Genomic DNA, 24,388 nt, shown 5'->3' on the forward strand with positions numbered 1-24,388 from the left:
GCGTAGGATCGTCCATGGCGGGTGTAGCTTTCTTGAAATGACGTTGATCGGATTAGACAACCAAATCATACGTTAAATCAGATGCTTACGCTACATCCGCCAACCCCCGATGAATTATACGGGCTAGTGCTAACTGTAATGCTTGGTTCGTTAAATCCGATAAATCCCGAGACTTAACTTTTATGTTCCATATCACGTGCTCTCTCGCACAATTTTTGCTCCGAGCGACGCTAGGCGCGCCTCCAACCGAGCGAGGAGCGATGCACGCACCGGCTTTCCAGCTATCAGCTTACGCCACGTATTGTAACTTATGCCGAACTGCGCGTTGAGCGCCTCATCGGTGAGATGGGTTACCATCGCTTGCATCTGCCGCACCAGATGAGGATCGACAGCTCTGCACCCGTTGGAGCTACCGACTTTGGGAAAACTATGGTCCTGCATAGAATCTCTCTCTCTTACGGCTCTTTCGTTGTCTGAATCGCAGTGGCTGGTTTTGAGGGCTTTCCGCGCATGATGTGAGCATAAATTTCATCAATTTCCGCTTCGCTTAATTCCGTTGGACGAAATGGCGGCATCTCGATTAATCCCTGCCGCACAACCGCGCGCAAATATTCAAGCTCAAGATCTTTCCGACCGATCAGTGCTGGCACTGGTCGCCCTGCTTGCTGAAGTAACATGGTTGCCGGGTGTCCTGGGCCAGGATCGTGGCATCCGGCGCACATCAACGCATAGTTTTCCGCGCCGTCAGCCTTCTGATCTTTCGCTTCGGCGATGCAGCCGCTCAGCGTAACTAGAAGCGACATGGCAAAGACTATTTTCATTATGCCTCCAACTCGATTGATCGCCCTCCAAATCAGGCGGATGCAAATAGCCCCGTGGGGTCGAGAGCCTTCTTAACCTTATCGTGCAGTATCGATAGTCCACCCTCAGCGAACGTCTTGTCGACGGTTGCACGCAGACCCGGTTCGGTGAACGCTTGACCAAACCCGGCGGTCGCCTGCATCGCAATTAAAGCTTCGGCACATTGGCGACTGCGCTCAACACTATTTTTGTCCCCGCCAGCGGAAGGTAGAAACTGGCGGTGATTGGCGGACCGCCAGATGGCAACAGTTTCGCTGAGGAGGTCGAAACCGTGTTGCGCGCAGGCGTCACGTGAAAGCGCGTAGAGCCGCATCACTTCTTCCCCATCGACCGGGCTCACCGGATTCACTGTGAGCGCTTGGCCGCCGCTCCATCCCGCGACCTGCGTGGGTGGGCTTGCCACAGCACCGGTCATCGTGCCCATCCTCCATGACCAAAGCCTGGGATCGACACCCTCTCCGTTTGCAATGACTTTCGCTCCAGGAACTGAACCAAAGGCACTCTTTACGCTATCCCACAGAAGCGAAACGTTGTCCGGCAAACCGTAAAGCGCGCCATAGAGGTTCCAGTATCCTAGCCCCATCAACTGGCCGGCCGCCTTGACGGCACTTGCCGCCATGGGACCCTGACCGGCAAAGTCGCGACGCTTTCTGCCGAGCAAAGCGGCTTCATGCAAGGCATTACCTACGGCTACGCCATTGGCGACGACCATGTTGAGCTTGAGCGGTCCGAGCACGTCAAACATCGGCGCTAGCCCTTCCTCGTCGGAGACAGTGACCATGAATGTCTTGGACGCTGGCGGTACTGGCATCAACCAGGTCCCAACCTTGGTCGGCACGGCAAAATCAGATTGCGTGAACAGTCCGTCAATCCAAGGGCCGTAGCCGAACTTGAACAGCTGCCAGCAGGTGCTCTTGGGCATGGCACCCATGCCGGTGCGAACGATCTTGCCATCGGCAAGCATGACCTCAAGTCCGCACTGCATCAGGAAATGATCAGAATAGGGCGTGTACCCTGCGCTACGGCTAACGAAGCTGGCAGCCACGCTCGCGTCGGGATTGCCGGTAAAATCGATCCACAGCTTAATTCCCTTGCCTTTGATATAGGCGTCAAGCTCGCGAAAGGTGACGCCGGGTTCGACCAGGCAATACGCCAGTGACTCATTCACCTCGAGGACTCGGTTCATGCGCTGCAAATCAAGCACTATGACCTGATCCAGGCCAACTTTTTCAAGTCCGTGCGCACCATTACAGACGGGCTGCAGCACAGCACCGGCCTTTTTTGCTGTGGCAAGTGCCGCCGTCAGCTGTCCCACATCGCTAGGCATCACGACACCGATTGGAGTCGCAAGCGCTGTAGCGTAACGAGACAGTATTTTTGCAGATCGTTCTACCGCTGCGGTACCCAAGACGGCTTCGAGCGCTGCAAGCGCAGCCTTCTGGCGGGCTTGATCTGTCATCGTGTCTTCCTCACTTGCCAACTTGCTGAAGAATCTTGGGATAGCGATCTAGATTTGCCGCATCGACAGCGAAGTCCGCCGAACGCGCACCAACCCCAATGGTGCTAGCGGGCTCGCTGTCGCGCCATGAGAAACAGCATGTAATACAGCGAAAGATCGTCCAAACGACGGTGTCGTCCTGCCACCCTTGATAGTCTACTATCGCGTTAGCTCTCGAACAGCGTGGACACAGCATATCGCTCATTTTGCAACTCCTTGCTGAAGTAACCGGATTGCCTTGCTCAACGCGTCAATGTCCGGGCCAGTCGGTGGACTAACGAGATGTGCCTCGCCGATGGGATCGGGCCGCAGGTAGCTTGTCGCGTCAATGATCAGCCGGTGGCCCTTGCCAGGCACGACCGCAGACGGGTCGATCGGCACGGCAGGCATGTTGGGAAGCACGATTATATCGTCGGCGCGGGTACGCGTCGACAGCGCCCACATGACTTGGTTAAGGTCGAAAGGATCAACATCGGCATCAACCATGATCAGGTTCTTGAGATACATAACGCCGTGCGGCGTGCTCAGCGCACGCAGAGCAACGGTCTTGGCGAAGCCCGCCATCCGGTTTTTGACCGAGATGATCCCGGTCAAACCGTGTTGGTAGAGCGCGTTGACGGCAGTGACTTCGGGAAAGTCCTTGCGCAACTGGGCATATATAGGCGCGGAGGTGTGCAACCCGATCAGCGTGTCGTGCTCGGTCCAGCCACGGCCGATGTAGATATTCTCGAAGATCGGGTCTCGACGATGTGAGACAGCCGTGACTTTGAAGATTGGCACCTTCCGGACGCCGCTATAGGAGCCAGGGAATTCGCCGAATGGTCCTTCCAAGACTCGTTCGCCCAATTGCATTTCAGCTTCTATAACGATTTCGCTGTCCGCGAGAATATCGACACCGTTTCCCGACTTGGTCAGTCTGATCGGCGCACCCATCATCGCGGATGCGTAGGAGTATTCGGATTCATCATAACCTATGGGAGTGGCTGCGAAGACGGCAAGCCCAGGATGATTACCGAGCATTACCGCAATTTTGAGCGGCAGACCGGTACGTTCAGCGGCCATGATCTGCCGACCCATGTCGTGCGAGGGAATGGTCATTAGGCTGAAGCAATCCGGGCCTTGCAGCTGCAGCCGGTAGATTCCGACATTCTGCTTGCCGAAATTATCGGGATCTTCCGGATCGCGCGATGCGATCGAAGCCTTGCCCATGAAGAAGCCGCCGTCATATTCGTTGATGCGATAAACCGGGAGGATATCGTAGAGATTGATTCCGCTTTCGACCCGGCACTCGTGGACCGGAGCCTGCCCTTCGGGAACGTAACTGATCTGAGCATCGGCATCGCCCCAACGACCGGCGATCTCGAAGAACAGCTCGCGGATTGTCGTGCCCTTGGGTCGCCCCAGCAGCAACGCGATATTGTCCCACGAACCGTGGACGCCCACCACTGTCCGCTTGCCGGGATAGCCGGCGATGTTGTCGAACAAGATTGCGGGTGCACCATTGGCATCGCGCGAGGCCGCGACCGCGATATTGCGCAGGTCGGGTTCCGGAAGCACCCGTTCGCTCCAGGTGATCGCCTGGCCTTCGCCTTCAAGGAGTTCAAGAAAGTCCCGCAACGAGGAAATGCCGCGCGCTTTATTGGCCAAGTCGTTCATATTCGGTTCCTTACGCGGGCGGCATTAGTGACCACTGGGATTAGCCGTGGCGGACTGGATCGTAACCCATTTCCACTCCGTCATGATCTCGAGGTCGGCCTCGGTGCCCTCGCGTCCGAAGCCGGAAGACTTGGTCCCCCCGAACGGTACGTGCGGCTCGTCATAGAGGGTCGGAGCGTTGATGTGGACCATGCCGCTTTCGGCCTCGTGAGCAAAGCGCAAGGCCTTGTCGAGATCACGGGTGAAGATCGAGGCGGATAGGCCGTATTCGGTATCGTTCGCCAGTTCGATCGCCTCGTCGAGCGTGTCGAATGGATAGAGCGAGGTGACCGGCCCGAAGGTTTCTTCGTAGCAGACGGTCATGTCGGCAGTAACGCCGCGCAGCACCGTGGCGGAGCAGCAGTTGCCAGTCCACTCCGCACCGGCCAGCACTTCGGCCCCTTTTGCGCGGGCATCATCGACGTGGCTGCGCACCCGATCGCGTTGGCGTTCGGAGATGATTGGGCCAAGCATGGTGGTGGGTTCGCGCAGGTCGCCCATCTTGGCTTTGGAAGCTGCGGCGGCGAAGGCCTTCGCAAAATCATCAAACATGGAGCGTTCGACATAGATGCGCGACGCGCCCATGCAGACTTGGCCCTGGAACATGAAAATGCTGAACAGTGCCGCTCCAACCGCTTTTTCCAGGTCGGCATCGGCGCAGACGATCAGCGGGCTCTTGCCGCCGAGCTCAAGCGTATATTTCTTGAGGTTCCTCGCTGCGATCCCGGCAATGTGCTTGCCGACGCGCGAGGAGCCGGTGAAAGTGATCGCAGCGATATTGGCATGCCCGGTTAGTGCATCGCCGATTTCGGCACCATTGCCGTAGACGATGTTGAACAGGCCATCAGGAACGCCGGCCTCACGCCACAGATCTGCGAGCAGGTCAGCCAGGCGCGGCGCGGCTTCCGATGGGAGCAGAACGAAGCCGTTGCCGGTCGCAAGCGCCATGGCGGACTGCTTGATACCCTTGATCAGCGGAACATTGAACGGCGTTATGCCGGCAACGACACCCACCGGCTGACGCAGGCTCATGCTGAAGCGGCCCGGTGTGTCCGAAGGAATGGTTTCGCCGCGGACCCGGCGCGGAACCCCGGCGGCAGCACGAAGGAAACCGATGGCAAAGCGGGTCTCAAAGCCTGCTTTGGCAACCGGCGAGCCGACCTCATCGATCAGCACTTCCTGGAACTTGGCGACGTCTCGTTCCATGATTTCCGCCGCCTTGAACATCCAGCCCTCACGGACTGCGGCAGGGAGGTCGCGGTGCATGCGGAAGGCTGCCACGCCGGCCTCGACCGCGCGGTTGACGTCGTCGGCGGTGCCTGCGGCGGCCCTTGCGTAGACACTGTCATCGATCGGATTTAGATCGTCGAAATAGACGCCACTGCCTGGCGCTACCCGGGCTCCGCCTATCCAGTGGTCGAGATTCTTCATCGTACTACGATCCTTGATTCAGGTGGACATGCCGCCGTTTCGATCACGATGTCGTGCGCATCGACTTGGGCCAGATGCCCTGCTTGCCGGGTGAGAGAATGCCGTTGGGGTCCATCACGTCCTTGATGCGTTGGTGAAGGTCCCACAGTGCGCCATCGTTGTGCTTATAGGTCTTGGCGATCTGGTCCATGAAGGCGAGGTGGGTGCGGTACTCGCCAAAACCACTCTCTGCCGCTTCGGCGACCAGCACGCCAAAAAGGTCGTAGGCACCTTTGCGCATAGCCTCGTCGGCCCGGTCGTACATGATCATCAGAATGTGATGCATGTCGCGCCAGCCGACCAGGAATTCACCGATATAGTCGAAGCCATGGTCGTGGCAGCGGCTCTTGATCAGGTTGTACTGGGCAAGTGCTTCCGAACCGTTCGGTGCCAAGAGCGGAGAGAAATTGACGTGTCCACCGCCGCCGATCCAGTTCATGATGCTGAATTCGGTCATGTTCGGTTCACCGCGCATCAGGCGTACGCGATAGTCCCAGGCGGGATCATTCTCACGATCGAGGTACAGCTTCGCTCCGGGAATGCTCATCAGGGCATCCTCGACGATCTTCCAGTTGTTCTCGATAATAGGCGGCGGGCCGTAGAGTGCGCCGTAATAGTTCCACATCCCCAGTTTGTGGTCCGAGGCGATCTGTTTGCGGATCGACTGCGGCAGCGGGCCCTTGCCGTCGAAGTAATGGCGACGTGTGGTCTTGGCCGAGACTTCCCACAGAAGATCGACCGCCACGGCGGCGTTCGGGATGATCTGGTTGACCTTCAGCGGCCGGGTGATCTCGAAGATCGCCTCGAGATCTTCCTCGCGCTCGTAGGTTATCATGAACGGCTTGTAGCCGGGAGGTTCAGGCATCAGCCAGATGCCCATTTTCGTAACAACGCCGAAATTCGACTGGGTAAACATGCCGTCGAACTGCGGACCGGCGGCGTGCTTGGTCACCTGCCAGTGTTTCGACCCCGCGAGTGCGCCCTGGCCGGTCCGTATTACTTCGCCGTCGGCCAGCACCACCTCCATGCCGCACTGCATGGTGAAATGGTCGCCATAAGGGGTGTAGCCTGCGCCATGTTCCAGCGCATTGCCCATCACACCGCCCCATGCTGGCGCTGCGGGATCGATCCAGAGCTTGCTGCCGATCGCGCGCAAATGGCGGTAAAGCTGCATGTACGAAACGCCTGGTTCGACAAGGGCATAACCGTATTTCTCGTTGACTTCGATAATCCGGTTCATCCGACGCAGGTCAAGCATCACATAGCCGGACTTGCGCGGGGCAGGGCCGCCATAAGCGAAGTTGCGCCCGGTGCCGATTGTCCAAATGGGTATCTTATAGGCGTTGGCGATCTTCAGGATCTTCTTAATCTGTTCGACGCCTTCAGGAGCAACAGCCGCTGAAGGCAGAAACTCACCGTCGGCGAGGGGTGAATAAGCGTCCCTGTAGCTCGACAGCGGTTGTTCATCGACGTACACACGGTCCTTGCCGACGACTCCTGCGAACTCGTCGAGCGCATTGGAGAAATCGGAGGCGGCAACTCCTTGGGGAACAATGCTGCTCACGATTGATATCCTTCAAATTCATGAACCCATGACACCAGCATACCAGGGCTGCTGACAACTAACGCGCAGGCCCCGGAAGTGCAGGCGTTTGGGAATTGACGTGATCTGCTACCAATGGCGCTCTGCAACTGGTGAGCAATTGCCACCGGCCAAGCGTGTGTCGTGTTCTCAATCAGGCGTACGCTTCCTTCGGTGCGATGACCCCATCTGCCGCCCGCATAGTGATGCTGCCAGAACTGCCGCGCATGCGCGCCGCGTTCGCCCAGCAGCTGCCCTGCGATCATCGCGACGGGATCAGATGTCATTCCGATAACCGTCCCCGTCGTTGCTTCAAGTTCGTGCAGTAAGCCATTGAGCGATTGGTCGATGCGGATCACTTCACCTGCAAAGCCGCTGTCGATCAGAGCGGAAGCGAACTGGCGGCTTTCAGGCACGCCACTTTCCTCAACCACGGTGACAGTGCGGCTCCGGCCCGGTTCAAACCGCGCAAGTGTATCCAGCCCAACGGCAGCGGTGCCGAGCGCTCCGGCTCCCAAAACATCCCTACGCCTTAGATACCAAGTCATCATGCCTGCCTTTCGATTTTCTTGACTGGCAATGCCGGATCGGGGTTTTCGCCAGTCAATCCCTGCCAACGATTCTCCAGGTTGCGATGAAGTCCGAATTGATCAAGCACCCGCATGCAGCTGTGATCGATAATTTCGTCGATTTCGAGTGGGCGATTGTAAAACGCTGGTACGGGGGGGAAGATCACCGCGCCCATTTCTGTGCACGCAGTCATGTTGCGAAGGTGTGCCAGATTAAGCGGCGTTTCTCTCGTCATCAGCACCAGTTTGCGCCGTTCCTTAAGCATGACGTCCGCCGCGCGTGTAATCAGATTGTCGGACAGGCCATTGGCGACTGCAGCCAATGTCCGCATTGAGCATGGCGCGATCACCATGCCTTCGCACAGGAACGAACCGCTCGCGATGCTCGCCCCTACATTGCGGCTGCTGTGCACGACGTTTGCAGCATCCTCGAATTGCTGCCGCCCATCGACAAGCTCTTCGCGGATGTTGAGCAAGGCGGCCTGCGACATGACCAAATGCGTTTCCCAGCCAGCTTGATCTTTCAGCATTGTCAACAGACGCAACCCGTAGATCGCACCGGTTGCTCCGGTTATGGCAACGACCATCCGTTTCACGAGCGCACAGCGCCAACAAAGGTTGGTTCTAAAACTTCAACGAATGGACAAGATACACTTGTCAACAATCTGTCACCCTTCCGCTTCGTCTGAGACAAAAGGGGGCGGCAAGTTAAGCCGCCCCCCGATCCTAAGTTTTAGAATTCATAACCGACCCTGAGGAACCATTCCCGTGGGCGGGAAAAGTTGGCAGTTGCCAGACCAGCCACATCAAGATCGACAAAGCCACCTTGGATGTACCGCTTATCAGTCAGATTGGTAACGCCTCCGGTGATCGTGAAATGATCTCCAGGGAGGGTGTATGAAGCGTTCGCACCGAACACGCTGTAAGCGGGTTGGAAAAGTTGCGGGTTGTTGATAGCGTCCTTGAAAGTTGAACTCTGATGATACCAATCACCACGGAGTACCAGCTTGCCGTTTTCATTGTCGAGCACAGTCGCATTCGCTGCAACGGTTCCTGTCCATTCAGGCACCATAGCGAACTTGGAGTCGATGTTCACAGGAAACGCGCTCGCAAGCACCGAGCGATAGCCAGCGTCCAGATAGCCCAGGCCGTAGTCAATCCGCAACCAATCGGTCGGGGCAGCCTGTCCCTCGATTTCAAAGCCTCTGATCCGTCCGACACCACCGTTGCGTGCCTTGGGTGCAATGCCCTCGCTGACGACGATCTGGATGTCGGTATAATCAGACTGGAACACCGCCATGTTCAACCGCAGGCGGCGATCGAACAACTCGGTCTTGAGGCCGACCTCGTAGGTTTCGACGAATTCGGGCGTGAAGGAGGGGGTTACCAGTTCGCCCGGGAAGATACGCTGGGTGAAACCGCCGTTCTTGAATCCCTTCGAATAAGAGACATAGCCCATGACATCATCACTGAACTCGTAGTTTGCCGACACTGCCGGGGTCCACTCCTTGGCCTTGGCGGCAACTTCGACAGCGGGGACAACGTGGTTGCCGCCCGGATTGGTTGCCGAGGGAACGCAGGTTGGATCGGGGAACCCATCAGGCCCGAGCACTGGCGCAGCCTGTCCGGTGATACAGCGAGCAAACTGGATGAACACACCATCTGGATATGGGCCAGGCAAACCGGCCGTCCGATCGACGGTGATGACTTGCACAGACGGATCGAAGCGCTTTGTTTCGTCAGTGTAGCGAATGCCCGGGGTGATCGAAAGCCGGTCCGTAACCTCAAATGTCGCCTGAGCGAAGGCGGCGTAACTGTCATTGTCGATCCCGCCGCCGCTAAAGAAATCGGCGAAGCCAAACTGCAGCAGCTCGTCGCCGAACCCCTTCTCCTTAAGGTAATACGCGCCGAGAGTAAATTTCAACCGGTCGTCCAGCACACTTCCGTTCAGTTGAAGTTCCTGGGAGGCCTGCCACAGGTCGAGCTTGTTGGTATTCTGGAGTACCACGTGTGGCGTTGCGTCAAAGTCTGACTCAATGATTGAATTTTGTTCGCGATAGGCGCTGATCGATTTCAGGGTCAGATTCCCTAAATTATACTCCAGCGTGAGGTTTGTACCCCAAAGGTCGAAATCGGACTGGTTGTTGCTGCCAGCCCATGTCGTGTCGATGTCACCGGTAACCCAGCGAGAGGAGACACAGTTGGGATTATCAAGGGGTGCCAGTTCGCCGGGCGCACCGCACTGACCGGCCCCGCCGCCGAGCTTGTTGTATCCAAAATTCGCACTTGGGAAAGCGAACGTACCGTTGGGAGTGGTGACGAACTGCAACAGATCGGGGGAATCCCGGTTTTCGATAAGAGTATTTGAGGCGGTCCCTTCGCGACGAATGTTAACGTCGCCTGCCAAGGTCGCTGTGAAAACATCACTTGGTTCCCACTTGAAGGCTACGCGTCCTGAGAAACTGTCCTTGTCGCCCTGCCGGTCACCGTCAACCAGCCGCAACTGGTAGCCGTCGCGCGTTTCATAGGATGCGACCGCTCGCATGGCGAGCGTGTCGCTGATGGGAATATTAATGATCCCCTTGATGTCCGCCCGATTGAACCGACCGGTAGCGGCCTCGAGCTTGAGCTCAAACTCGTTGGAAGGCTCGCGGCTGTTGACGACGATCGCGCCGCCAATGGTGTTCTTGCCGAAGAGCGTTCCCTGGGGCCCACGAAGGATCTGTACACTTTGGATGTCGGCCATTTCCAAGAGACCGCCAACCGACCGCGCCACATAGACACCATCAACATAGATGCCCACGCCAGGGTCTACCGTGATATTGAAGTCAGTTTGCCCCACACCACGGATGAAAGCGGTGAGTGACGCGCTTGATCCGGAGATATTCGCAACTGGCTGGATAGCGACGTTCGGCGCGTAGGATGCAACCTGCGCGACGTTGGATATCTGCCGACCTTCAATCATGTCACCGCTCATCGCAGTAATTGCGATTGGGGTGTCTTGCGCATTTTCTTCACGTTTGCGTGCGGTCACCACAATTTCATCGAGACCTCCGCTGCTCTGTTCGACGGCTGCTTGGACATTTGCCGCATCTTGCGCCCAAGCGGGGGCGGATGACACGACCATAGCTAAACCGCTGCCAGCCAAAAGAAATATTCTGTGCCTATTCTGGTTCATTTCCATCTCCCTAAATACTTGTTTTAATTAAATCATTGGAACGAATAAGATTATAAGAGGAATTGGGATCAAAAGCTTCTTTTTTAGAGCGGTCATGCTAACTGGGGGCTTCCTATCGACCACACTACGCTGCCAAAAGCGGGGCTACGAGTTTCTTAAAATTGTAAAGGAAAGCTTCCTTCATTGCACCCAACACCCTCTCTCTGAAAGCAGCCTTTACGACGCTAAATACGTGCGACTTTGCATCGAGCGCGGCCAAACGCCATGCTGTCGAGAGCGACGATGGTTTTTGGACCCACACCTCGGAAGCTCCCATCCATATTAATCTTTTATAAACTTCATACTTTGAATTTTAATCAAGAAGATAACTTTCAAGAAAATCGAGGCGATCGTTGCCCCAGAATATCTGATCATCGACAAACATCATCGGCGCGCCGAATACGCCTCGCTGGTAGGCTTGCGTACGGGCCTTGCGGTATTCGCCCCGGCCCACGGGTGAAGCGACGAATTCGCACAATGCATCTGCGTCCAATCCAACGTCTTCGGCACAGCCGCGCAACTCATTCCGATCGCGCGGATCAATCCCGATCCCCCAGATTCGGTGGAACGCGGCACTAACAAATGCTTCCGCCCGGCCTTGGCTGCGGGCATAAAGCGCTGCACAGTTCCAATCCGAACAGGCGAAGCTCGCGGGAAACGTCAAAGGTACCCCGTACTTGACCGCCCAGCGCTCCAAATCGGCCATCAGGACCTTTATCTTGGGAACAACTTCGCGGTTGGACGGGCCATAGTTTCCGGCAGCAATCTTCGCCTCCGGAATGTCGATCGGCCAATATTCGATCAGGCAGCCGGTCCTGCGGGCCAAATCAGGCAGTTTCGCCTGCGCGAGGTAGCTGAACGGACTGATGAAATCGAAATAGAAATCGATCTTTTTGGTCATGACGCGGCTCCGTAACCCACTAGCTTTTCGTAGTTTTCCCAGAATCCAACGATTGAGCCCTCGGTGACCAGGTGATCTGCATCGTCCGCACGGCCTCCGCCCATGGCGATGTAAGATTCTGCTTCCATTTCGCCAATGACGGCCCTTTGGACGATTTCGACAGCTTCACCATCTTCCATGGAGATCAGCCCGGCCGGACCGATCAGGTTGGTTTGCTTTTGCCGGATAGCCTGCATCTCGGCATCATCATCAGCGTAGCCGAAATGGGTCCAGACAAGCTCGAAGCCGTCGGTGCCCTTGGTTAGTATCTGCCGCACCGCCAGGGTGTTCTGAATCTGCTGGAGCACCAGATTGGGGAACACTGCGAGGATAACGAGGGTTATGCCATCATCGAATTCCTGCCGACCTTTAAGGAGCGACATGTCCTGCAGCTTGAAATCGGTGTTAAAGGTGCGAGAATCCCCATAGGCCTGCTTATCCGCGGCATCGTCGTTGCTGGCAGCGATCGAGTAAAGCAGCGAATGACGCTTGTTCGCGTCCATCACGCTTTTGCCCGTCTGTGTCGATCGGTATAATCCGAATGTGTTGTGGAACAGGTGGAGTAGGCTTGCGTGATATGGGTCGCGCGTGTTTTCGGCGTAGAGCTTCCAGTTGCCATGCACATGCTGGCGCTGGTCGCCCAGCACCTTGATTGGCTTGCACATGATGCGCTCGATGTGCTCGATCACGATCGGCCCCAAAAAGTCACGCAGCGGTTCAACGGTTTCAGAGAAACTGGCGAAAACCAGACCGCCAATGCTTTCCGCACGGAGCTTTCTCAGGCCGTGTTGCTTCATGTCGAAGTCACCGGGCATGCCGCCCTGACCCTTGAGGCCACGCCGGAATGGGACTCCGATCAGATTGCCTTCCAGATCATAGGCCCACTGATGGTATACGCATTCCAGATTTGGGCGGTTGCCGCGCACTTCGCGGCAAACCAGTGCACCGCGGTGCGCGCAACGATTGACCACGGCATGCACTTTACCGTCACTGGCACGGGTCACTATGACCGGAGTCTCGCCCACGAAGGTTGATTTGAAGTCTCCCGGTTCGGGCACTTCCGCTTCCAGGGCAACGAAAGACCATGTTTCACCCTGGAAGATATTCTCTTGCTCTCGCCGATAATATTCCGGATCGGTGAATACGCGATACGGTACACGGCACCCGGCAACGTCCGATGCATCCGAATCTTGACTACCCTTAAGCACTGTTTCTGGCATAAGTAAAATCTCACAATCGGCTTATATTGGACGTACCATCATTGTATCTATGACATTCGTGTCAAATACAGCGACTTTCGATGTAAAGAGCGGTTTCTCTCCGCTACAGTCGATTTCATCGATATATTTGCCGGAATTGTATATTTCCGTACGACCGTCCGCTCGAGTCATGAATACGGTGTAATTTGTTTGAGCCGTGATCTTTAATTCGTGTTCTGACACGATGCGAGTAGGCCCAAGAATATGACGATAGCTGTGCACCGGAAAGATATTTGCTTTGCGCAAGGATACGATGCGGTCGACCAGCATGCCTTTGCTATCGCAGAATATCGCCGAGACGGTCAGATTGCGGTCATGGTTCTCGCGCGCGATAACCTTGTAAATGCAGTCGTCCGCGAACAGCTCTGGCCATTCCTCAAGTCGATCATCATCTATCCACTCGGCATGGATGGCGTTGATTTCGGTTGCAAGATACTGCAAGCGAAGGCGCTCGGAAATGTTCGGATGCATCTCAGGCCACTCCTTCCAGTTGATCGATGCAGACCCACCCGTCTTCGATCCTGACGGGGTAAGTCTTGATCGCAACCTGGCAAGGAAAGGCCTTCGCCGCCCCAGTGGCGATATCGAACGATCCACCATGAAATGGGCATTCGATGATGCCGCCATCTTGGTACCCATCAGTCAGCATTGCGTTTCCATGGGTGCACATGTTGTTGGTCACGAAGATATCACCATCGACGTTGTAGACAGCCAGCGCGGGCAGTTGCTCCAGAAACACTCCGACCGGTTCGCCATCCTTGACGTCAGCAACCGGGCAAAGACGTACCTTACTTGTCATCGTGCTTCGTAATCCTTTGATGTATTTGATATAGCAGCCAGTCTGGAGGCGGCTTACTGGAGAGGAACATCCATGCCGTACCCCTGGGCCTCATTGCCGTGACCGAAAATGTCGCGGGTGTAGAATTCCTGCTGGGCAGGCGCCTTACGAGCACCCCAACCAAATTCCCACAGCCAGCCAGAAGGGTTGGCGCAGTAGAAGGTGAGGGCCAAATCGTTGGCATGCTTGCCGAGCTGAAGCGCGACATCAATCTGACGCTCGCGCACGATGTCGTGGGCGAGCCCGAGGTCGTCCAGTTCGGTATATTCAAACATCAGATGGTTAATGCGCTTTTCCATCGGGCCGAGGCCGAAGGCGACCGAGTGCTGCCGTTCATTGCAATGCATGAAGTACGGCATGGCCACCATGCCGTTGGGCAGATGCAACTGGTATTCAACCGATCCGCGCAGCCCCAACAGGCGGTAAAACGCGGCTGCGGCTTCGACATCGTCTTGGCGCAGGATGCAGTGACCGATCCCCTCCGACCCGGTGACGAATTTGCCGAACATGGGGCGTCCGGGATGGAAAGGCTTGTGGGCATCCACTTGCGGGCCGTAGAAGATTTCGGTGGGGTTTCCACCGGGATCGGTCAACTTGGCCAGGCCGAGCACGCGGCGCTCGCGGGCTTCGGCATCGCTCGCCACAGTCACTGCTATCCCGGCGTTGGTCAGCTTTTCAACCATTGCCTCGAACTCGGTCGGATCACCAAGCCGCCAGCCCATGTAGGCGAGATCGTCAGTGTCGCCTTTGATAAGTGCTATGCGATGATGCCACAGATCCATCCGGAGATAGATGCGATCACTCTCACCTTCGTCGACGACTTCCATTCCGGCAACCTCTGCTGCGTAGGCTCGCCACGCATCGAGATCTGTCACTGACATGCCGAGATATCCAAGTTCGCTGACCGATGACATTGACTGCTCTCCCAAAATTGCCGCCTTTTTTGGCGCTGTGTCCAGCATGCTCGACGACGCTAAACATGCGGCTTCGGCACCTAATCTGGAAAATCTATTAGGCGAATGTTTCGCTGGGTGCAATACGTTGCACTGAATAATTTTTAGCGGTAGGATAGCGGCCTGGCATTGGCTGGTTGATTCGCCGACAGGTGATTGGCGAACTGGTAACTGTTCAGCGACCGGCATTTGCAATGGCGCCGGGGCCAAGTGATCGCAGAAGCGACGTCGGGTCAAAAGGACGATGCGGGAGAGACAGGTAATGAACGCGAAAGAACGATTGGTTGGGCGTATCGCCAACCTGCAGGTCCTGCGGGGACGGCTCCAATCCTGGTTGGCCAAGGATGAAACGCGCGGCGTCTATAAAGTAGATCGTGCAGCTTTTACCGACCCCGAGATTTTCGAGCTTGAGCTTAAGTATGTCTTCGAACGCAACTGGGTGTTCGTTTCGCATGAAAGTCAGGTCGCTAAGCCCAACGATTTTATCACAACCAAAATTGGCAGAGTGCCTGTCATTATAACCCGTGATAAGACGGGGGTGCTTCGCGGAATGGTGAATGCTTGCGCGCATCGGGGCGCGCGCGTCTGCCGTGAAAAGGCCGGAAATAAAAAGAATTTCATGTGCCCGTTCCATGGATGGACCTATTCATCGGCAGGCGATTTGCTTGATGTGACGGAAGAGGCGGCTGGTGGCTACGCGCCTGGATTCGACAAGGCTGATCTTGGTCTGCCGCAAATTGCGCGCCTTGAAAGCTATCGCGGCTTCATCTTCGCCAGCCTTTCCGACGACGTCTTGCCGCTTGAGGATTATCTTGCAGGGTCGAAAAAGTTCATCGATCTGCTGGTCGATCAATCCAAGACCGGAGAGCTTGAGGTAATCCCTGGCGCGACCCGATATCGTTATCGGGGCAACTGGAAGTTGCAGGTTGAAAACGGTCTGGACGGATACCACGTCAGCACTGTGCATGCGAACTACTTCATGACCGTTCAAAGGCGTGTGCTGGGCGTATCTAAGAACGATACGAAAGCTATCGATTTGGCCAATTACAATCGACAGGATGGTGGGTCATTCTCTTTCGAGAATGGTCATGCAGTCCTGTGGATGGACTACGCCAACTTCATTGACCGGCCGAACTTTGAAATTCTTGACTGGCTGACTGCCAATCACGGAGAGGAGAAGTCGTTGTGGATGAACAAGCGGATCCGCAATCTCCAACTTTTCCCCAATGTGTTCTTGATGGACCAGAGCAGTAGCCAGATCAGAATCATTCACCCGATTTCGGTCGATGAAACGGAAGTCACGACCTATTGCATCGCGCCTGTTGGTGAGAGTGCTGAGGCCCGGGCCTTGCGGCTTCGGCAGTATGAAGACTTCTTCAACGCCAGCGGCATGGCGACGCCCGATGACCTGACCGAGTTCAACAACTGCCAGGCCGGTTTCGCTGCCGGTGAAGGCCGGATGAACGACATGTCGCGTGGCGCCACAAGGTGGGAGAAGGACGCTGGACATTTTGGTGCAGGCTTGGGTGTGGACGCCGTCCTCAGCAGTCCCTCCGTGGCTGACGAAGGCCTTTATGTCGCGATCCATGATGAGTGGGTGAACCGTATGAATTCGGCGATCGATCGCGAAGGCGCTGAACTGATGGCGTTTGGGGACAAGGAGCCGGTTTTGTGAATGACGTCGATGCAAAATGGCTGTCGGTGTTGCGCTTCCTTGGGCGAGAAGCCCAGGCGCTGGACGAGAAGGACTGGGATTCCTGGTTGTCGCTCTACGACGAGGAGGCTGAATATTGGGTGCCTGCCTGGGATGATAGTGAACGCCTGACCGCCGATCCGAAGCGTGAAATCTCGCTGATCTATTATCATAACCGGGGCGGGCTGGAAGATCGGGTGTTTCGCATCCGGACCGGTCGGTCTTCATCCAGTACGCCTGCTCCACGGACGCAGCATATGTTCACGCTGCTGTCGGTCGAGGATACCGCTGCTGGTTTGCAGGTGCGAACCTCATGGACCGTCACTTCGGTGCTTGAGGGAGATGTCACCGTTTACAGCGGATCCGCGCACTACGACCTTGCGCCAGCAGGAAATTCCTTTGTGATCAAACGCAAGAAGACGATCGTGATCAACGACGTCGCAAGGACGATGCTCGATGTCTACAGTATCTGACCGGCCAATGGGTTCGCTTGGCGCACGGCCGGTCGTTGGAACGCTGATCGGCGACCCTGCCGGGATCGGTCCGCAGGTTGCGGTCAAGGCGCTTGCGAGCGGGCAGGTTCACGAGGTGTCGGTCCCGGTTCTGGTCGGGTCGTCTGCCGCCGTCGAACGGGCCATCGACATGACTGGGGTCAAAGCGCGCGTGCGTGCCATGAAGTCGCTCGAGACGCCCAGTGACGATCCGGGCGTGATTGACGTGATCGACACGGGTGCCTTGCTTGCCGGGGTTCTGCCGCTGGGCGAAGACACTGAGGCGGCGGGGCACGCGACGGCGCAATGGCTTGATGAGCTTGATGCGCTGGCGCGAGACGGATCCTTTGCGGCGACGATCATGGGACCGATCAGTAGCGGTTCGCTGAAGATGGCCGGCAAGCTGGACAAGGTTATCAGCCCCACGCCCGGCGAAAGCTATCTCGTTTTGCTGACCGGCCCCTTGCGGGTTGCGCATCTGACTGATCATATGTCCTTGCGTCAGGTGATCGATGTCATTTCCGCTGATCTGGTGGCCAAGGCCATCGGTCAGGTGAATGATGCCATGCGGTCCTGGGGAATTGCCAAGCCGCGTATTGCGGTTGCCGGGCTCAATCCGCACGCCATGGGCGATGAGGAGCGGCTGGCCATCGCACCGGGTGTCGAGCGGGCCAAGGCCATGGGGATTGCCGTCGAAGGACCGGTCGCGCCGGATTCAGTCTTTCGCCAGTGCATCGAGGGCCGTTACGACATGGTTCTCGCGATGTTCCACGATCAGGGCCATATTGCGGTCAAGACCTGGGGATTTTCGGGCAACTGCGTAATCATAATGGGGCCGCCCTATCTCCACATGTCGGTCGCCCATGGCACCGCCTACGACATTGTCGGTTCAGGCAAGGCGGACGCGGCGATGATGCTCAGCGCGATGCGCACCTGTGGGCGGCTCGCATCTGGGCAGGGATTTGAACGTGAAGGAGAGATGGAATGAACACTCAAGCACGGGTTGAGGCCCAGCGATCAATCCCCACGGCGATCGACTATAAGGTCTATCACGACCCCGAAATCTTCGCTGCGGAACAGAGCAACGTCTTCAAAGGGCGCACCTGGTGTTACCTTGGACTAGAAGCCGAAATTGCCAATGCAGGCGATTTTCGGACGAGCCATGTCGGTGAAACACCAGTGGTCCTGGTGCGCGGTCAGGACGGCAAGATTTTCGCCTGGGTCAACCGCTGCGCACACAAGGGGGCAACCGTGTGCCGCTCGCTGCGCGGTAACCAGGCCGATGGCGCTTTCGTCTGCGTCTATCACCAGTGGGCTTACGATTCCGAAGGAACGCTGGTTGGCGTGCCGTTCCGGCGCGGCATGAAGGGCGTCGGCGGCTATGACAAGGATTTCGATCCGGCCAATCACTCGCTCGAGAAGCTGCGGGTTGAGAGCTACAAGGGCATGGTTTTCGGCACGTTTTCGTCCGAGATAGAGCCGCTCGAAGATTTTCTAGGCCCCGTGATGCGCAAATATATCGACCGGGTTTTTCATCGCCCGATCAAGGTTTTGGGCTACGCGCGTCAGTATATGTCTGGCAACTGGAAGCTCTATTCCGAAAACAGCCGTGATAGCTATCACGGAGCCTTGCTACATCTTTTCTACCCGACCTTCGGCATTTACCGCCAAAGCCAGGACAGCGCGGGGGAACTTACCGAGCAGGGCTTCCATAACGTCTTTACCGTGTCCAAGCCCAAGGGCGACATCGATTACACGTCGTTCGGCGACGAAGCCAATCGGGAGATGCAAGGAGCTACGAAATTGCAGGATGAAAGACTGTTGCAATTCCGGCCCGAAATTGACGACGATGTGGGGCTGCACATCCAGTCGCTGTTCCCCAACGTGGTGTTGCAGCAAATCCAGAACACGCTGGCGACCCGTCAGATCGTGACGCTTGGCCCTGACAAGACAGAGCTGGTCTGGACTTACTTTGGCTATGCCGACGATGATGAGGAAACAACGCGGCACCGCCTGCGCAACCTGAATCTTGTTGGGCCCTCCGGGCTGATATCGATGGAGGACGGCGAAGCGGTCGAGCTTTGCCAGCAGGGTACCATCGGGGCGGAAGGCAAGTTTAATTTCATCGAAATGGGTGGCGACGATGTGCGCGAATATTACGCGCCGATGGGCATGGATGAGAACGCCGTGCGTGGATTCTGGAAAGGGTATCTGGAATTGATGGGTGATGCCTTGTCGGCCTCGACAGTGGGGGTGCCAGCATGACAATCGCCGATCCCGTTCTGCAAGGTCTGATCGATTCCCTGAACGCCGCTTACGGCCTATGCCTCGATGACGGGCGCCTTGAAGATTGGCCCGAGTTCTTTGTTGAAGATTGCCTCTACCAGGTGATCGCTCGCGAGAATGTCGACAATGGCCTGCCTGCCGCAGTGATGTATTGTGATAGCAAGGGGATGCTGGTTGATCGCGTGGTGGCCCTGCGCCATGCCAACGTGTTCCCCGAACATTTCAGTCGTCATCTAATCTCTCGGGCGGTGGTGACCGGGAGCGACGGGAACACGGTGACGGCGGAGGCCAGCTATGCTGTGCTGCAAACCCGCAATGACGGTGAAACGCGCATCTATAATGCCGGGAAGTATATCGACAGGTTGCTGGTCAAGGATGGCGCGGCAAGGTTGATTAGCCGGACGTGCGTCTACGACACCCATCGGATCGCGACCCTGCTGGCGACCCCGATCTGACGGCCGTAATTTTTACCGACAAAAGACAAGAGGAGAAACACAATGCAGTTGTTCATCAGTCCGGGCGCCTGTTCGCTTGCACCGCATATTGCCCTGCGCGAAGCCGGCGCGGATTTCGAGGCGGTCAAGGTCGATCTCTCAACCCGCAAAACCGAAGCAGGCGACGATTTTCTGGCCGTTAATCCATCCGGGAAGGTACCGGCGCTGACCCTGGACAACGGTCAGAGCCTGACCGAGAACCCAGCAATTCTGCTCTATATCGCCGATCAAAATCCCGGAGTCGGCTTGGCGCCAGCCGAGGGCAGCATTGAGCGCTATCAGCTGTTGAGCCGCCTCAGCTTTCTCGGCTCGGAATTCCACAAGGCCTTTGTGCCCCTGTTCACTCCCGGAACGTCCGATGAGGTCAAGGCGGCGGCCGCGGTGTTGGTCAAGAATCACCTGGCAGCGCTCGACAAGGAGCTGGACGGACGCGATCACTACGTCGGAGATTCGTTCAGCGTCGCCGATATCTACCTATTCGTGATGCTTGGATGGCCCGGACATGTGGGCATCGATATGTCTGCATATCCCGCGCTCGGCACTTATGCCGGCAAGATCGCGCAGCGTCCCGCTGTGGGTGCAGCGCTAAAGGCCGAAGGCCTAGCATGAGGTAGCTCGCGCACCGCTCGCAGGTATACGGCGAGTATAATGCATTCGCTAATTGCCAACGCGTTCTGTTTTGTGCAATAAATCTGAAAATGATTCTAGCGCCCGCCTATAATGTTTTCCGTCAAGACGACGGGAGGCGCTTAGGCTTGAAGGCGGTAAAGGCGCGATCGGGAGAGATATGGTCACCGCAACGAAAGAAGATCCACGCCCCGAGATTGGCAAGTCGCTGGTAGTCGATGGCAGTGTTACCAACTACCATGATGTGGGCGAAGGGCCGCCAGTCGTGCTTATCCATGGATCGGGACCAGGTGTCACGGCATGGGCTAACTGGCGGCTCAATATGCCAGCTCTTGCAAAACAGTTCCGGGTGATTGCGCCGGACATGTACGGATTTGGTTATTCCGATTCCAAGGGCCGTATCGAAGACAAGCAGATCTGGGTCGACCAGATTGCCGCCCTGCTTGACGGGCTTGGCATCGACAAGGTGTCAATGGTGGGCAATTCGTTCGGTGGCGGCATTGCGCTGGCTTTCACGATCGCGCATCCTCATCGAGTCGAGCGGGCGGTCCTTATGGGACCGGCCGGTCTTGAGTTCCCGATCACGCCAGCGCTCGATGAGGTCTGGGGCTATGTTCCCTCGGTCGAGGCCATGCGCTCGTCGCTCGAATATCTTGCCTGGGATCACAGCAGGCTGACCGACGATCTGATCAAGTCGCGATACGAAGCAAGTATGCGTCCTGGTGCACAGGAACCGTATCATGCGACCTTTGGCGGCGCGGACCGTCAAGCCAATATCGCGATGCTGGCAAGCCGCGAAGAAGACATTGCGGCGCTGCAACACGAAATGCTGGTGCTGCATGGCCGGTTCGATGAGGTTATTCCACTGGAGTCGAGCGTGCGCTTGGCAACGCTGCTGCCTCGTGCTGACTTGAACGTGTTCGGCGAATGCGGGCACTGGGTCCAGATTGAGCGCATGGTCAGCTTTAACCGAGTTGTGTCTGAATTTTTCAGCAACGGCCTCAAGGGCTGACGCATGCAAGGAGAACTGAAATGGCTTTGACCGGTGTAATTCGCCCTGGATATGTGCAACTGCGGGTCCTCGATCTCGATGAGGCTATTGTTCATTATCGTGACCGGATTGGTCTCAATCTCGTCAGCGTCGAGGATGGGCGTGCCTTCTTCCAGGCGTTCGACGAATTCGACCGCCACAGCATTATCCTGCGCGAAGCCGATACCGCTGGGCTTGACCGCATGGCGTTCAAGGTCGCGAAAGACTCCGATCTTGATCATTTTGCCGAACGCCTGCTCGATGCGGGAGTGAACGTCGATGTCATTCCCGCTGGCGAAGATCCGGGTGTCGGACGCAAAATCCGCTTCAACGCGCCGACCGCGCATGTGTTTGACCTATACGCAGAAATGGAGCTGTCCGAAACCGGGCCGGCGGTCCGCAATCCTGATGTCTGGATAGCCGAACCGCGTGGCATGCGGGCAACCCGCTTTGATCACTGCGCGCTCAACGGCGTGGACATCTCGGCGAGCGCCAAGATCTTCGTGGAAGTTCTCGACTTCTCAGTAACCGAGGAACTGGTCGACGAAAGTACCGGGGCACGTCTCGGTATCTTCCTTTCATGCAGCAACAAGGCCCATGATGTCGCTTTTCTGGGTTATCCGGAAGATGGCCGGATCCACCACACTTCGTTCAACCTCGAATCCTGGAACGATGTTGGGCACGCGGCTGACATTATCAGTCGCTACGATATTTCGCTCGACATCGGCCCGACGCGCCACGGGATCACTCGCGGCCAGACGATCTATTTCTTCGATCCGTCGGGCAACCGCAACGAGACGTTCAGCGGCGGCTATATCTATTACCCCGACAACCCGCGCCGTATGTGGCAGGCAGAAAACGCGGGTAAGGCGATCTTCTATTACGAGAAGGCGCTGAACGAACGCTTCATGACGGTAAACACCTGATCATGGACGGTTTGGTGACAATCCGGACAATCGGACACGGCTTGGCCGCACAAGCGGTTTCGGCCGCCGTCGCCAAGGGCGAGGAAGCCGGTTACCCGGTCGTTGCCGCCATCATCGGTGGAGGAGGCGAACTGGCGGCTCTGCTGCGCGCGAGCGGTACACCCTTTCCCTCGTCACAAATTGCCCAGGACAAGGCCTATACCGCCGCCAGCTTTCGGGTTGCGACGCCTGACGTGTACAAGATGGTTTCGGGCAATCCGGCGCTGAGCGACGGGATAACCGTTCAGCCGGGGATCGTGATGTTTGGCGGGGGACTTCCCATCGTTATCGATGGCGAATTCGTCGGTGCAATCGGCGTCTCTGGTGGATCTGAAGAACTCGACATTGCCTGCGCCAACGCTGGCCTCTCCGCAATCGGCGCAGAGCAGCAGTGAGCGGCCAGTGCAATAATACATTGGGACGATAGAAATCAAATGACTACCAATTCGCCTCGACCTGTAGCCGACCACATACTCAATTTCATTGGGGGTTCCTATCGCAAGGGCAGCCAAGGAAAGACCTTTGACAACGTCAATCCGGCAACGGGCCAAACAATCGGCACGGTTTATGAGGCAAGCGAAGCCGATGTCGCCGATGCAGTGGCGGCCGCTAAAGCGGCTCTTGATGGTCCTTGGGGCAAGATGACGACTGCCGAGAGGGTTAAGTTGATCGTCGCGGTGGCCGCCGAAATCGAGCGCCGTGCGGATGATTTTCTCGATGCCGAAGTGGCCGATACGGGCAAGCCCCGTCACGTGGCTTCGCACATCGACATTCCTCGCGGCGCGGCGAATTTCCGCATGTTCGCGGACGTTATCGCGACGATGCCAGGTGAATCCTTCACCACGCCGACGCCCGATGGTGGGCAGGCGATCAATTATGCCGTGCGCAAGGCCAAGGGCGTGATCGCGGTGATCTGCCCGTGGAACTTCCCGTTGCTGCTGATGACCTGGAAGGTCGGACCGGCGCTAGCCTGCGGAAACACAGTGGTGGTCAAGCCTTCGGAGGAAACCCCCCGAACAGCAGCGCTACTAGGCGAAGTCATGAACGCGGTGGGGATGCCCCAAGGCGTCTACAACGTCGTCCATGGTTTCGGCGGCGGCTCGGCAGGCGAGTTTCTGACCTCCAACAAGGATGTCGATGCGATCACTTTTACCGGCGAGACCGGAACCGGGCAGGCGATCATGCAAAAGGCTGCAGTCGGGGTCCGCGACGTTTCTTTCGAGCTCGGCGGCAAGAATGCGGCGATCGTCTTCGCCGACGCTGATCTCGACAAGGCGATTGAGGGCCTGTCACGCTCGGTCTTCCTCAACACCGGGCAGGTCTGTCTCGGCACAGAGAGGGTCTATGTCGAGCGGCCGCTGTTCGATGAGTTTGTCCGGCGGATGACGCTGGCGGCGCAGGCATTCAAGCCCGGTTCCATGGGCGATCCGGCCTACCTTGGGCCGTTGAGCAGCGCAGAGCACCGCGATAAGGTGCTAGGCTATTACGCGAAAGCGGTCGAAGAAGGGGCGACGGTTGTCACCGGCGGCGGCGTTCCGAAAGTCGAAGGCGATCAGGCGGGCGGCTTCTACGTGGAGCCGACGCTGTGGACCGGACTTGCGCACGATGCCACGGTGATCCGCGAGGAAATCTTCGGTCCGTGCTGCGGGGTAATCCCGTTCGACTCCGAAGACGAGGTTATCGCGCTGGCCAACGACACCGACTACGGATTGTGCGCGACCGTGTGGACCGAAAACGTTTCGCGCGCGCACCGGGTGGCAGCGGCGATGCAGGTCGGTGTGTGCTGGGTCAATTGCTGGTTCCTGCGCGATCTGCGCACGGCGTTTGGCGGGTCTGGCCATTCCGGGATCGGCCGGGAGGGTGGTGTCCACAGCCTCGAATTCTACACCGAAACCGCAAACATTTGCGTGAAGCTCTGAG

The 24,388-nt window shown here is 57.1% G+C and carries 24 protein-coding genes; 10 read left to right on the forward strand and 14 right to left on the reverse strand.

Annotated elements, in window-relative coordinates; genetic code table 11:
• Positions 1-455: 455 nt before the first annotated feature.
• From HHL08_RS22995 to bphC, 14 genes are all read right to left on the reverse strand, one after another.
• Positions 456-821, reverse strand: a complete 366-nt coding sequence (locus HHL08_RS22995) for a c-type cytochrome (RefSeq protein ID WP_088189955.1) — start codon at positions 819-821, stop codon at positions 456-458.
• Positions 822-853: 32 nt separating this feature from the next.
• Positions 854-2,320, reverse strand: a complete 1,467-nt coding sequence (locus HHL08_RS23000; protein ID WP_169575270.1) for an FAD-binding oxidoreductase — start codon at positions 2,318-2,320, stop codon at positions 854-856.
• 10 nt (positions 2,321-2,330) lie between these two features.
• Entirely contained in the window at positions 2,331-2,564 is a 234-nt protein-coding gene (locus HHL08_RS26035) for a non-oxidative hydroxyarylic acid decarboxylases subunit D (protein WP_096064129.1), read from the reverse strand.
• A complete protein-coding gene (locus HHL08_RS23010) occupies positions 2,561-4,015 on the reverse strand; it encodes a non-oxidative hydroxyarylic acid decarboxylases subunit C (RefSeq protein ID WP_169575271.1) in 1,455 nt (484 codons plus the stop codon). The genes HHL08_RS26035 and HHL08_RS23010 overlap by 4 nt, the downstream gene beginning before the upstream one ends.
• Before the next feature lie 24 nt (positions 4,016-4,039).
• Positions 4,040-5,485: an aldehyde dehydrogenase family protein gene (locus HHL08_RS23015; RefSeq protein WP_043154269.1), complete on the reverse strand. Its 1,446-nt coding sequence runs from the start codon at positions 5,483-5,485 to the stop codon at positions 4,040-4,042.
• 43 nt (positions 5,486-5,528) lie between these two features.
• Positions 5,529-7,088 carry an FAD-binding oxidoreductase gene (locus tag HHL08_RS23020; protein WP_169575272.1) on the reverse strand — a complete coding sequence of 520 codons (1,560 nt, stop codon included), beginning with the start codon at positions 7,086-7,088 and terminating at the stop codon, positions 5,529-5,531.
• Entirely contained in the window at positions 7,085-7,657 is a 573-nt protein-coding gene (locus HHL08_RS23025; protein ID WP_235955264.1) for a hypothetical protein, read from the reverse strand. Before HHL08_RS23025 ends, HHL08_RS23020 begins: the two co-directional genes overlap by 4 nt.
• A complete protein-coding gene (locus HHL08_RS23030) occupies positions 7,654-8,262 on the reverse strand; it encodes a UbiX family flavin prenyltransferase (protein WP_206378059.1) in 609 nt (202 codons plus the stop codon). Before HHL08_RS23030 ends, HHL08_RS23025 begins: the two co-directional genes overlap by 4 nt.
• A gap of 146 nt (positions 8,263-8,408) precedes the next feature.
• Positions 8,409-10,853, reverse strand: a complete 2,445-nt coding sequence (locus HHL08_RS23035) for a TonB-dependent receptor (protein ID WP_235955265.1) — start codon at positions 10,851-10,853, stop codon at positions 8,409-8,411.
• 352 nt (positions 10,854-11,205) lie between these two features.
• On the reverse strand, positions 11,206-11,793 hold the full coding sequence (locus HHL08_RS23040) for a 2-hydroxychromene-2-carboxylate isomerase (RefSeq protein WP_169575275.1): 588 nt from the start codon (positions 11,791-11,793) through the stop codon (positions 11,206-11,208).
• The gene (locus tag HHL08_RS23045) at positions 11,790-13,052 is read right to left on the reverse strand and encodes an aromatic ring-hydroxylating dioxygenase subunit alpha (protein ID WP_043152416.1); all 1,263 of its coding nucleotides are present in this window, start codon (positions 13,050-13,052) and stop codon (positions 11,790-11,792) included. Before HHL08_RS23045 ends, HHL08_RS23040 begins: the two co-directional genes overlap by 4 nt.
• Positions 13,053-13,073: 21 nt before the next feature.
• Positions 13,074-13,562 carry an aromatic-ring-hydroxylating dioxygenase subunit beta gene (locus HHL08_RS23050; RefSeq protein WP_169575276.1) on the reverse strand — a complete coding sequence of 163 codons (489 nt, stop codon included), beginning with the start codon at positions 13,560-13,562 and terminating at the stop codon, positions 13,074-13,076.
• A gap of 1 nt (position 13,563) precedes the next feature.
• Complete coding sequence (locus HHL08_RS23055; RefSeq protein WP_169575277.1) at positions 13,564-13,890, reverse strand: non-heme iron oxygenase ferredoxin subunit; 327 nt, start codon at positions 13,888-13,890, stop codon at positions 13,564-13,566.
• Between the two features lie 53 nt (positions 13,891-13,943).
• On the reverse strand, positions 13,944-14,843 hold the full coding sequence (bphC, locus tag HHL08_RS23060; protein WP_043152420.1) for a biphenyl-2,3-diol 1,2-dioxygenase: 900 nt from the start codon (positions 14,841-14,843) through the stop codon (positions 13,944-13,946).
• Positions 14,844-15,144: 301 nt separating this feature from the next.
• Between bphC and HHL08_RS23065 the strand changes: the two genes are divergently transcribed.
• From HHL08_RS23065 to HHL08_RS23110, 10 genes are all read left to right on the forward strand, one after another.
• Positions 15,145-16,557, forward strand: coding sequence for an SRPBCC family protein (locus HHL08_RS23065; protein WP_043152422.1), 1,413 nt, complete (start codon positions 15,145-15,147; stop codon positions 16,555-16,557).
• Positions 16,554-17,048: an aromatic-ring-hydroxylating dioxygenase subunit beta gene (locus HHL08_RS23070; RefSeq protein WP_051520062.1), complete on the forward strand. Its 495-nt coding sequence runs from the start codon at positions 16,554-16,556 to the stop codon at positions 17,046-17,048. Before HHL08_RS23065 ends, HHL08_RS23070 begins: the two co-directional genes overlap by 4 nt.
• Positions 17,032-18,054, forward strand: coding sequence for a PdxA family dehydrogenase (locus HHL08_RS23075; RefSeq protein ID WP_169575278.1), 1,023 nt, complete (start codon positions 17,032-17,034; stop codon positions 18,052-18,054). Before HHL08_RS23070 ends, HHL08_RS23075 begins: the two co-directional genes overlap by 17 nt.
• Positions 18,051-19,331 carry an aromatic ring-hydroxylating dioxygenase subunit alpha gene (locus HHL08_RS23080; RefSeq protein ID WP_096063923.1) on the forward strand — a complete coding sequence of 427 codons (1,281 nt, stop codon included), beginning with the start codon at positions 18,051-18,053 and terminating at the stop codon, positions 19,329-19,331. The genes HHL08_RS23075 and HHL08_RS23080 overlap by 4 nt, the downstream gene beginning before the upstream one ends.
• A complete protein-coding gene (locus tag HHL08_RS23085; protein ID WP_169575279.1) occupies positions 19,328-19,807 on the forward strand; it encodes an aromatic-ring-hydroxylating dioxygenase subunit beta in 480 nt (159 codons plus the stop codon). The genes HHL08_RS23080 and HHL08_RS23085 overlap by 4 nt, the downstream gene beginning before the upstream one ends.
• A 42-nt stretch (positions 19,808-19,849) precedes the next feature.
• The gene (gene gstA, locus HHL08_RS23090) at positions 19,850-20,455 is read left to right on the forward strand and encodes a glutathione transferase GstA (protein ID WP_043152427.1); all 606 of its coding nucleotides are present in this window, start codon (positions 19,850-19,852) and stop codon (positions 20,453-20,455) included.
• Positions 20,456-20,633: 178 nt separating this feature from the next.
• Positions 20,634-21,485: an alpha/beta fold hydrolase gene (locus HHL08_RS23095; RefSeq protein ID WP_169575280.1), complete on the forward strand. Its 852-nt coding sequence runs from the start codon at positions 20,634-20,636 to the stop codon at positions 21,483-21,485.
• Between the two features lie 20 nt (positions 21,486-21,505).
• Entirely contained in the window at positions 21,506-22,429 is a 924-nt protein-coding gene (locus tag HHL08_RS23100; RefSeq protein ID WP_043152429.1) for a catechol 2,3-dioxygenase, read from the forward strand.
• Positions 22,430-22,431: 2 nt separating this feature from the next.
• Entirely contained in the window at positions 22,432-22,863 is a 432-nt protein-coding gene (locus tag HHL08_RS23105) for a GlcG/HbpS family heme-binding protein (protein WP_043152430.1), read from the forward strand.
• A gap of 39 nt (positions 22,864-22,902) precedes the next feature.
• Entirely contained in the window at positions 22,903-24,387 is a 1,485-nt protein-coding gene (locus HHL08_RS23110; protein WP_096063922.1) for a 2-hydroxymuconic semialdehyde dehydrogenase, read from the forward strand.
• Position 24,388: the final 1 nt, after the last annotated feature.

Origin of the sequence: Sphingobium psychrophilum (genome assembly GCF_012927105.1) — a bacterium.
GTDB lineage: Bacteria > Pseudomonadota > Alphaproteobacteria > Sphingomonadales > Sphingomonadaceae > Sphingobium > Sphingobium psychrophilum.

Excerpts from the sequence above, each read along its gene's own strand:
- HHL08_RS22995 (WP_088189955.1), bottom strand. The coding sequence starts at position 821 with ATGAAAATAGTCTTTGCCATGTCGCTTCTAGTTACGCTGAGCGGCTGC.
- HHL08_RS23000 (WP_169575270.1), bottom strand. The coding sequence starts at position 2,320 with ATGACAGATCAAGCCCGCCAGAAGGCTGCGCTTGCAGCGCTCGAAGCC.
- HHL08_RS26035 (WP_096064129.1), bottom strand. The coding sequence starts at position 2,564 with ATGAGCGATATGCTGTGTCCACGCTGTTCGAGAGCTAACGCGATAGTA.
- HHL08_RS23010 (WP_169575271.1), bottom strand. The coding sequence starts at position 4,015 with ATGAACGACTTGGCCAATAAAGCGCGCGGCATTTCCTCGTTGCGGGAC.
- HHL08_RS23015 (WP_043154269.1), bottom strand. The coding sequence starts at position 5,485 with ATGAAGAATCTCGACCACTGGATAGGCGGAGCCCGGGTAGCGCCAGGC.
- HHL08_RS23025 (WP_235955264.1), bottom strand. The coding sequence starts at position 7,657 with ATGATGACTTGGTATCTAAGGCGTAGGGATGTTTTGGGAGCCGGAGCG.
- HHL08_RS23030 (WP_206378059.1), bottom strand. The coding sequence starts at position 8,262 with ATGGTCGTTGCCATAACCGGAGCAACCGGTGCGATCTACGGGTTGCGT.
- HHL08_RS23035 (WP_235955265.1), bottom strand. The coding sequence starts at position 10,853 with ATGAACCAGAATAGGCACAGAATATTTCTTTTGGCTGGCAGCGGTTTA.
- HHL08_RS23040 (WP_169575275.1), bottom strand. The coding sequence starts at position 11,793 with ATGACCAAAAAGATCGATTTCTATTTCGATTTCATCAGTCCGTTCAGC.
- HHL08_RS23045 (WP_043152416.1), bottom strand. The coding sequence starts at position 13,052 with ATGCCAGAAACAGTGCTTAAGGGTAGTCAAGATTCGGATGCATCGGAC.
- HHL08_RS23050 (WP_169575276.1), bottom strand. The coding sequence starts at position 13,562 with ATGCATCCGAACATTTCCGAGCGCCTTCGCTTGCAGTATCTTGCAACC.
- HHL08_RS23055 (WP_169575277.1), bottom strand. The coding sequence starts at position 13,890 with ATGACAAGTAAGGTACGTCTTTGCCCGGTTGCTGACGTCAAGGATGGC.
- bphC (WP_043152420.1), bottom strand. The coding sequence starts at position 14,843 with ATGTCATCGGTCAGCGAACTTGGATATCTCGGCATGTCAGTGACAGAT.
- HHL08_RS23065 (WP_043152422.1), top strand. The coding sequence starts at position 15,145 with ATGAACGCGAAAGAACGATTGGTTGGGCGTATCGCCAACCTGCAGGTC.
- HHL08_RS23075 (WP_169575278.1), top strand. The coding sequence starts at position 17,032 with ATGTCTACAGTATCTGACCGGCCAATGGGTTCGCTTGGCGCACGGCCG.
- HHL08_RS23080 (WP_096063923.1), top strand. The coding sequence starts at position 18,051 with ATGAACACTCAAGCACGGGTTGAGGCCCAGCGATCAATCCCCACGGCG.
- HHL08_RS23085 (WP_169575279.1), top strand. The coding sequence starts at position 19,328 with ATGACAATCGCCGATCCCGTTCTGCAAGGTCTGATCGATTCCCTGAAC.
- gstA (WP_043152427.1), top strand. The coding sequence starts at position 19,850 with ATGCAGTTGTTCATCAGTCCGGGCGCCTGTTCGCTTGCACCGCATATT.
- HHL08_RS23095 (WP_169575280.1), top strand. The coding sequence starts at position 20,634 with ATGGTCACCGCAACGAAAGAAGATCCACGCCCCGAGATTGGCAAGTCG.
- HHL08_RS23100 (WP_043152429.1), top strand. The coding sequence starts at position 21,506 with ATGGCTTTGACCGGTGTAATTCGCCCTGGATATGTGCAACTGCGGGTC.
- HHL08_RS23105 (WP_043152430.1), top strand. The coding sequence starts at position 22,432 with ATGGACGGTTTGGTGACAATCCGGACAATCGGACACGGCTTGGCCGCA.
- HHL08_RS23110 (WP_096063922.1), top strand. The coding sequence starts at position 22,903 with ATGACTACCAATTCGCCTCGACCTGTAGCCGACCACATACTCAATTTC.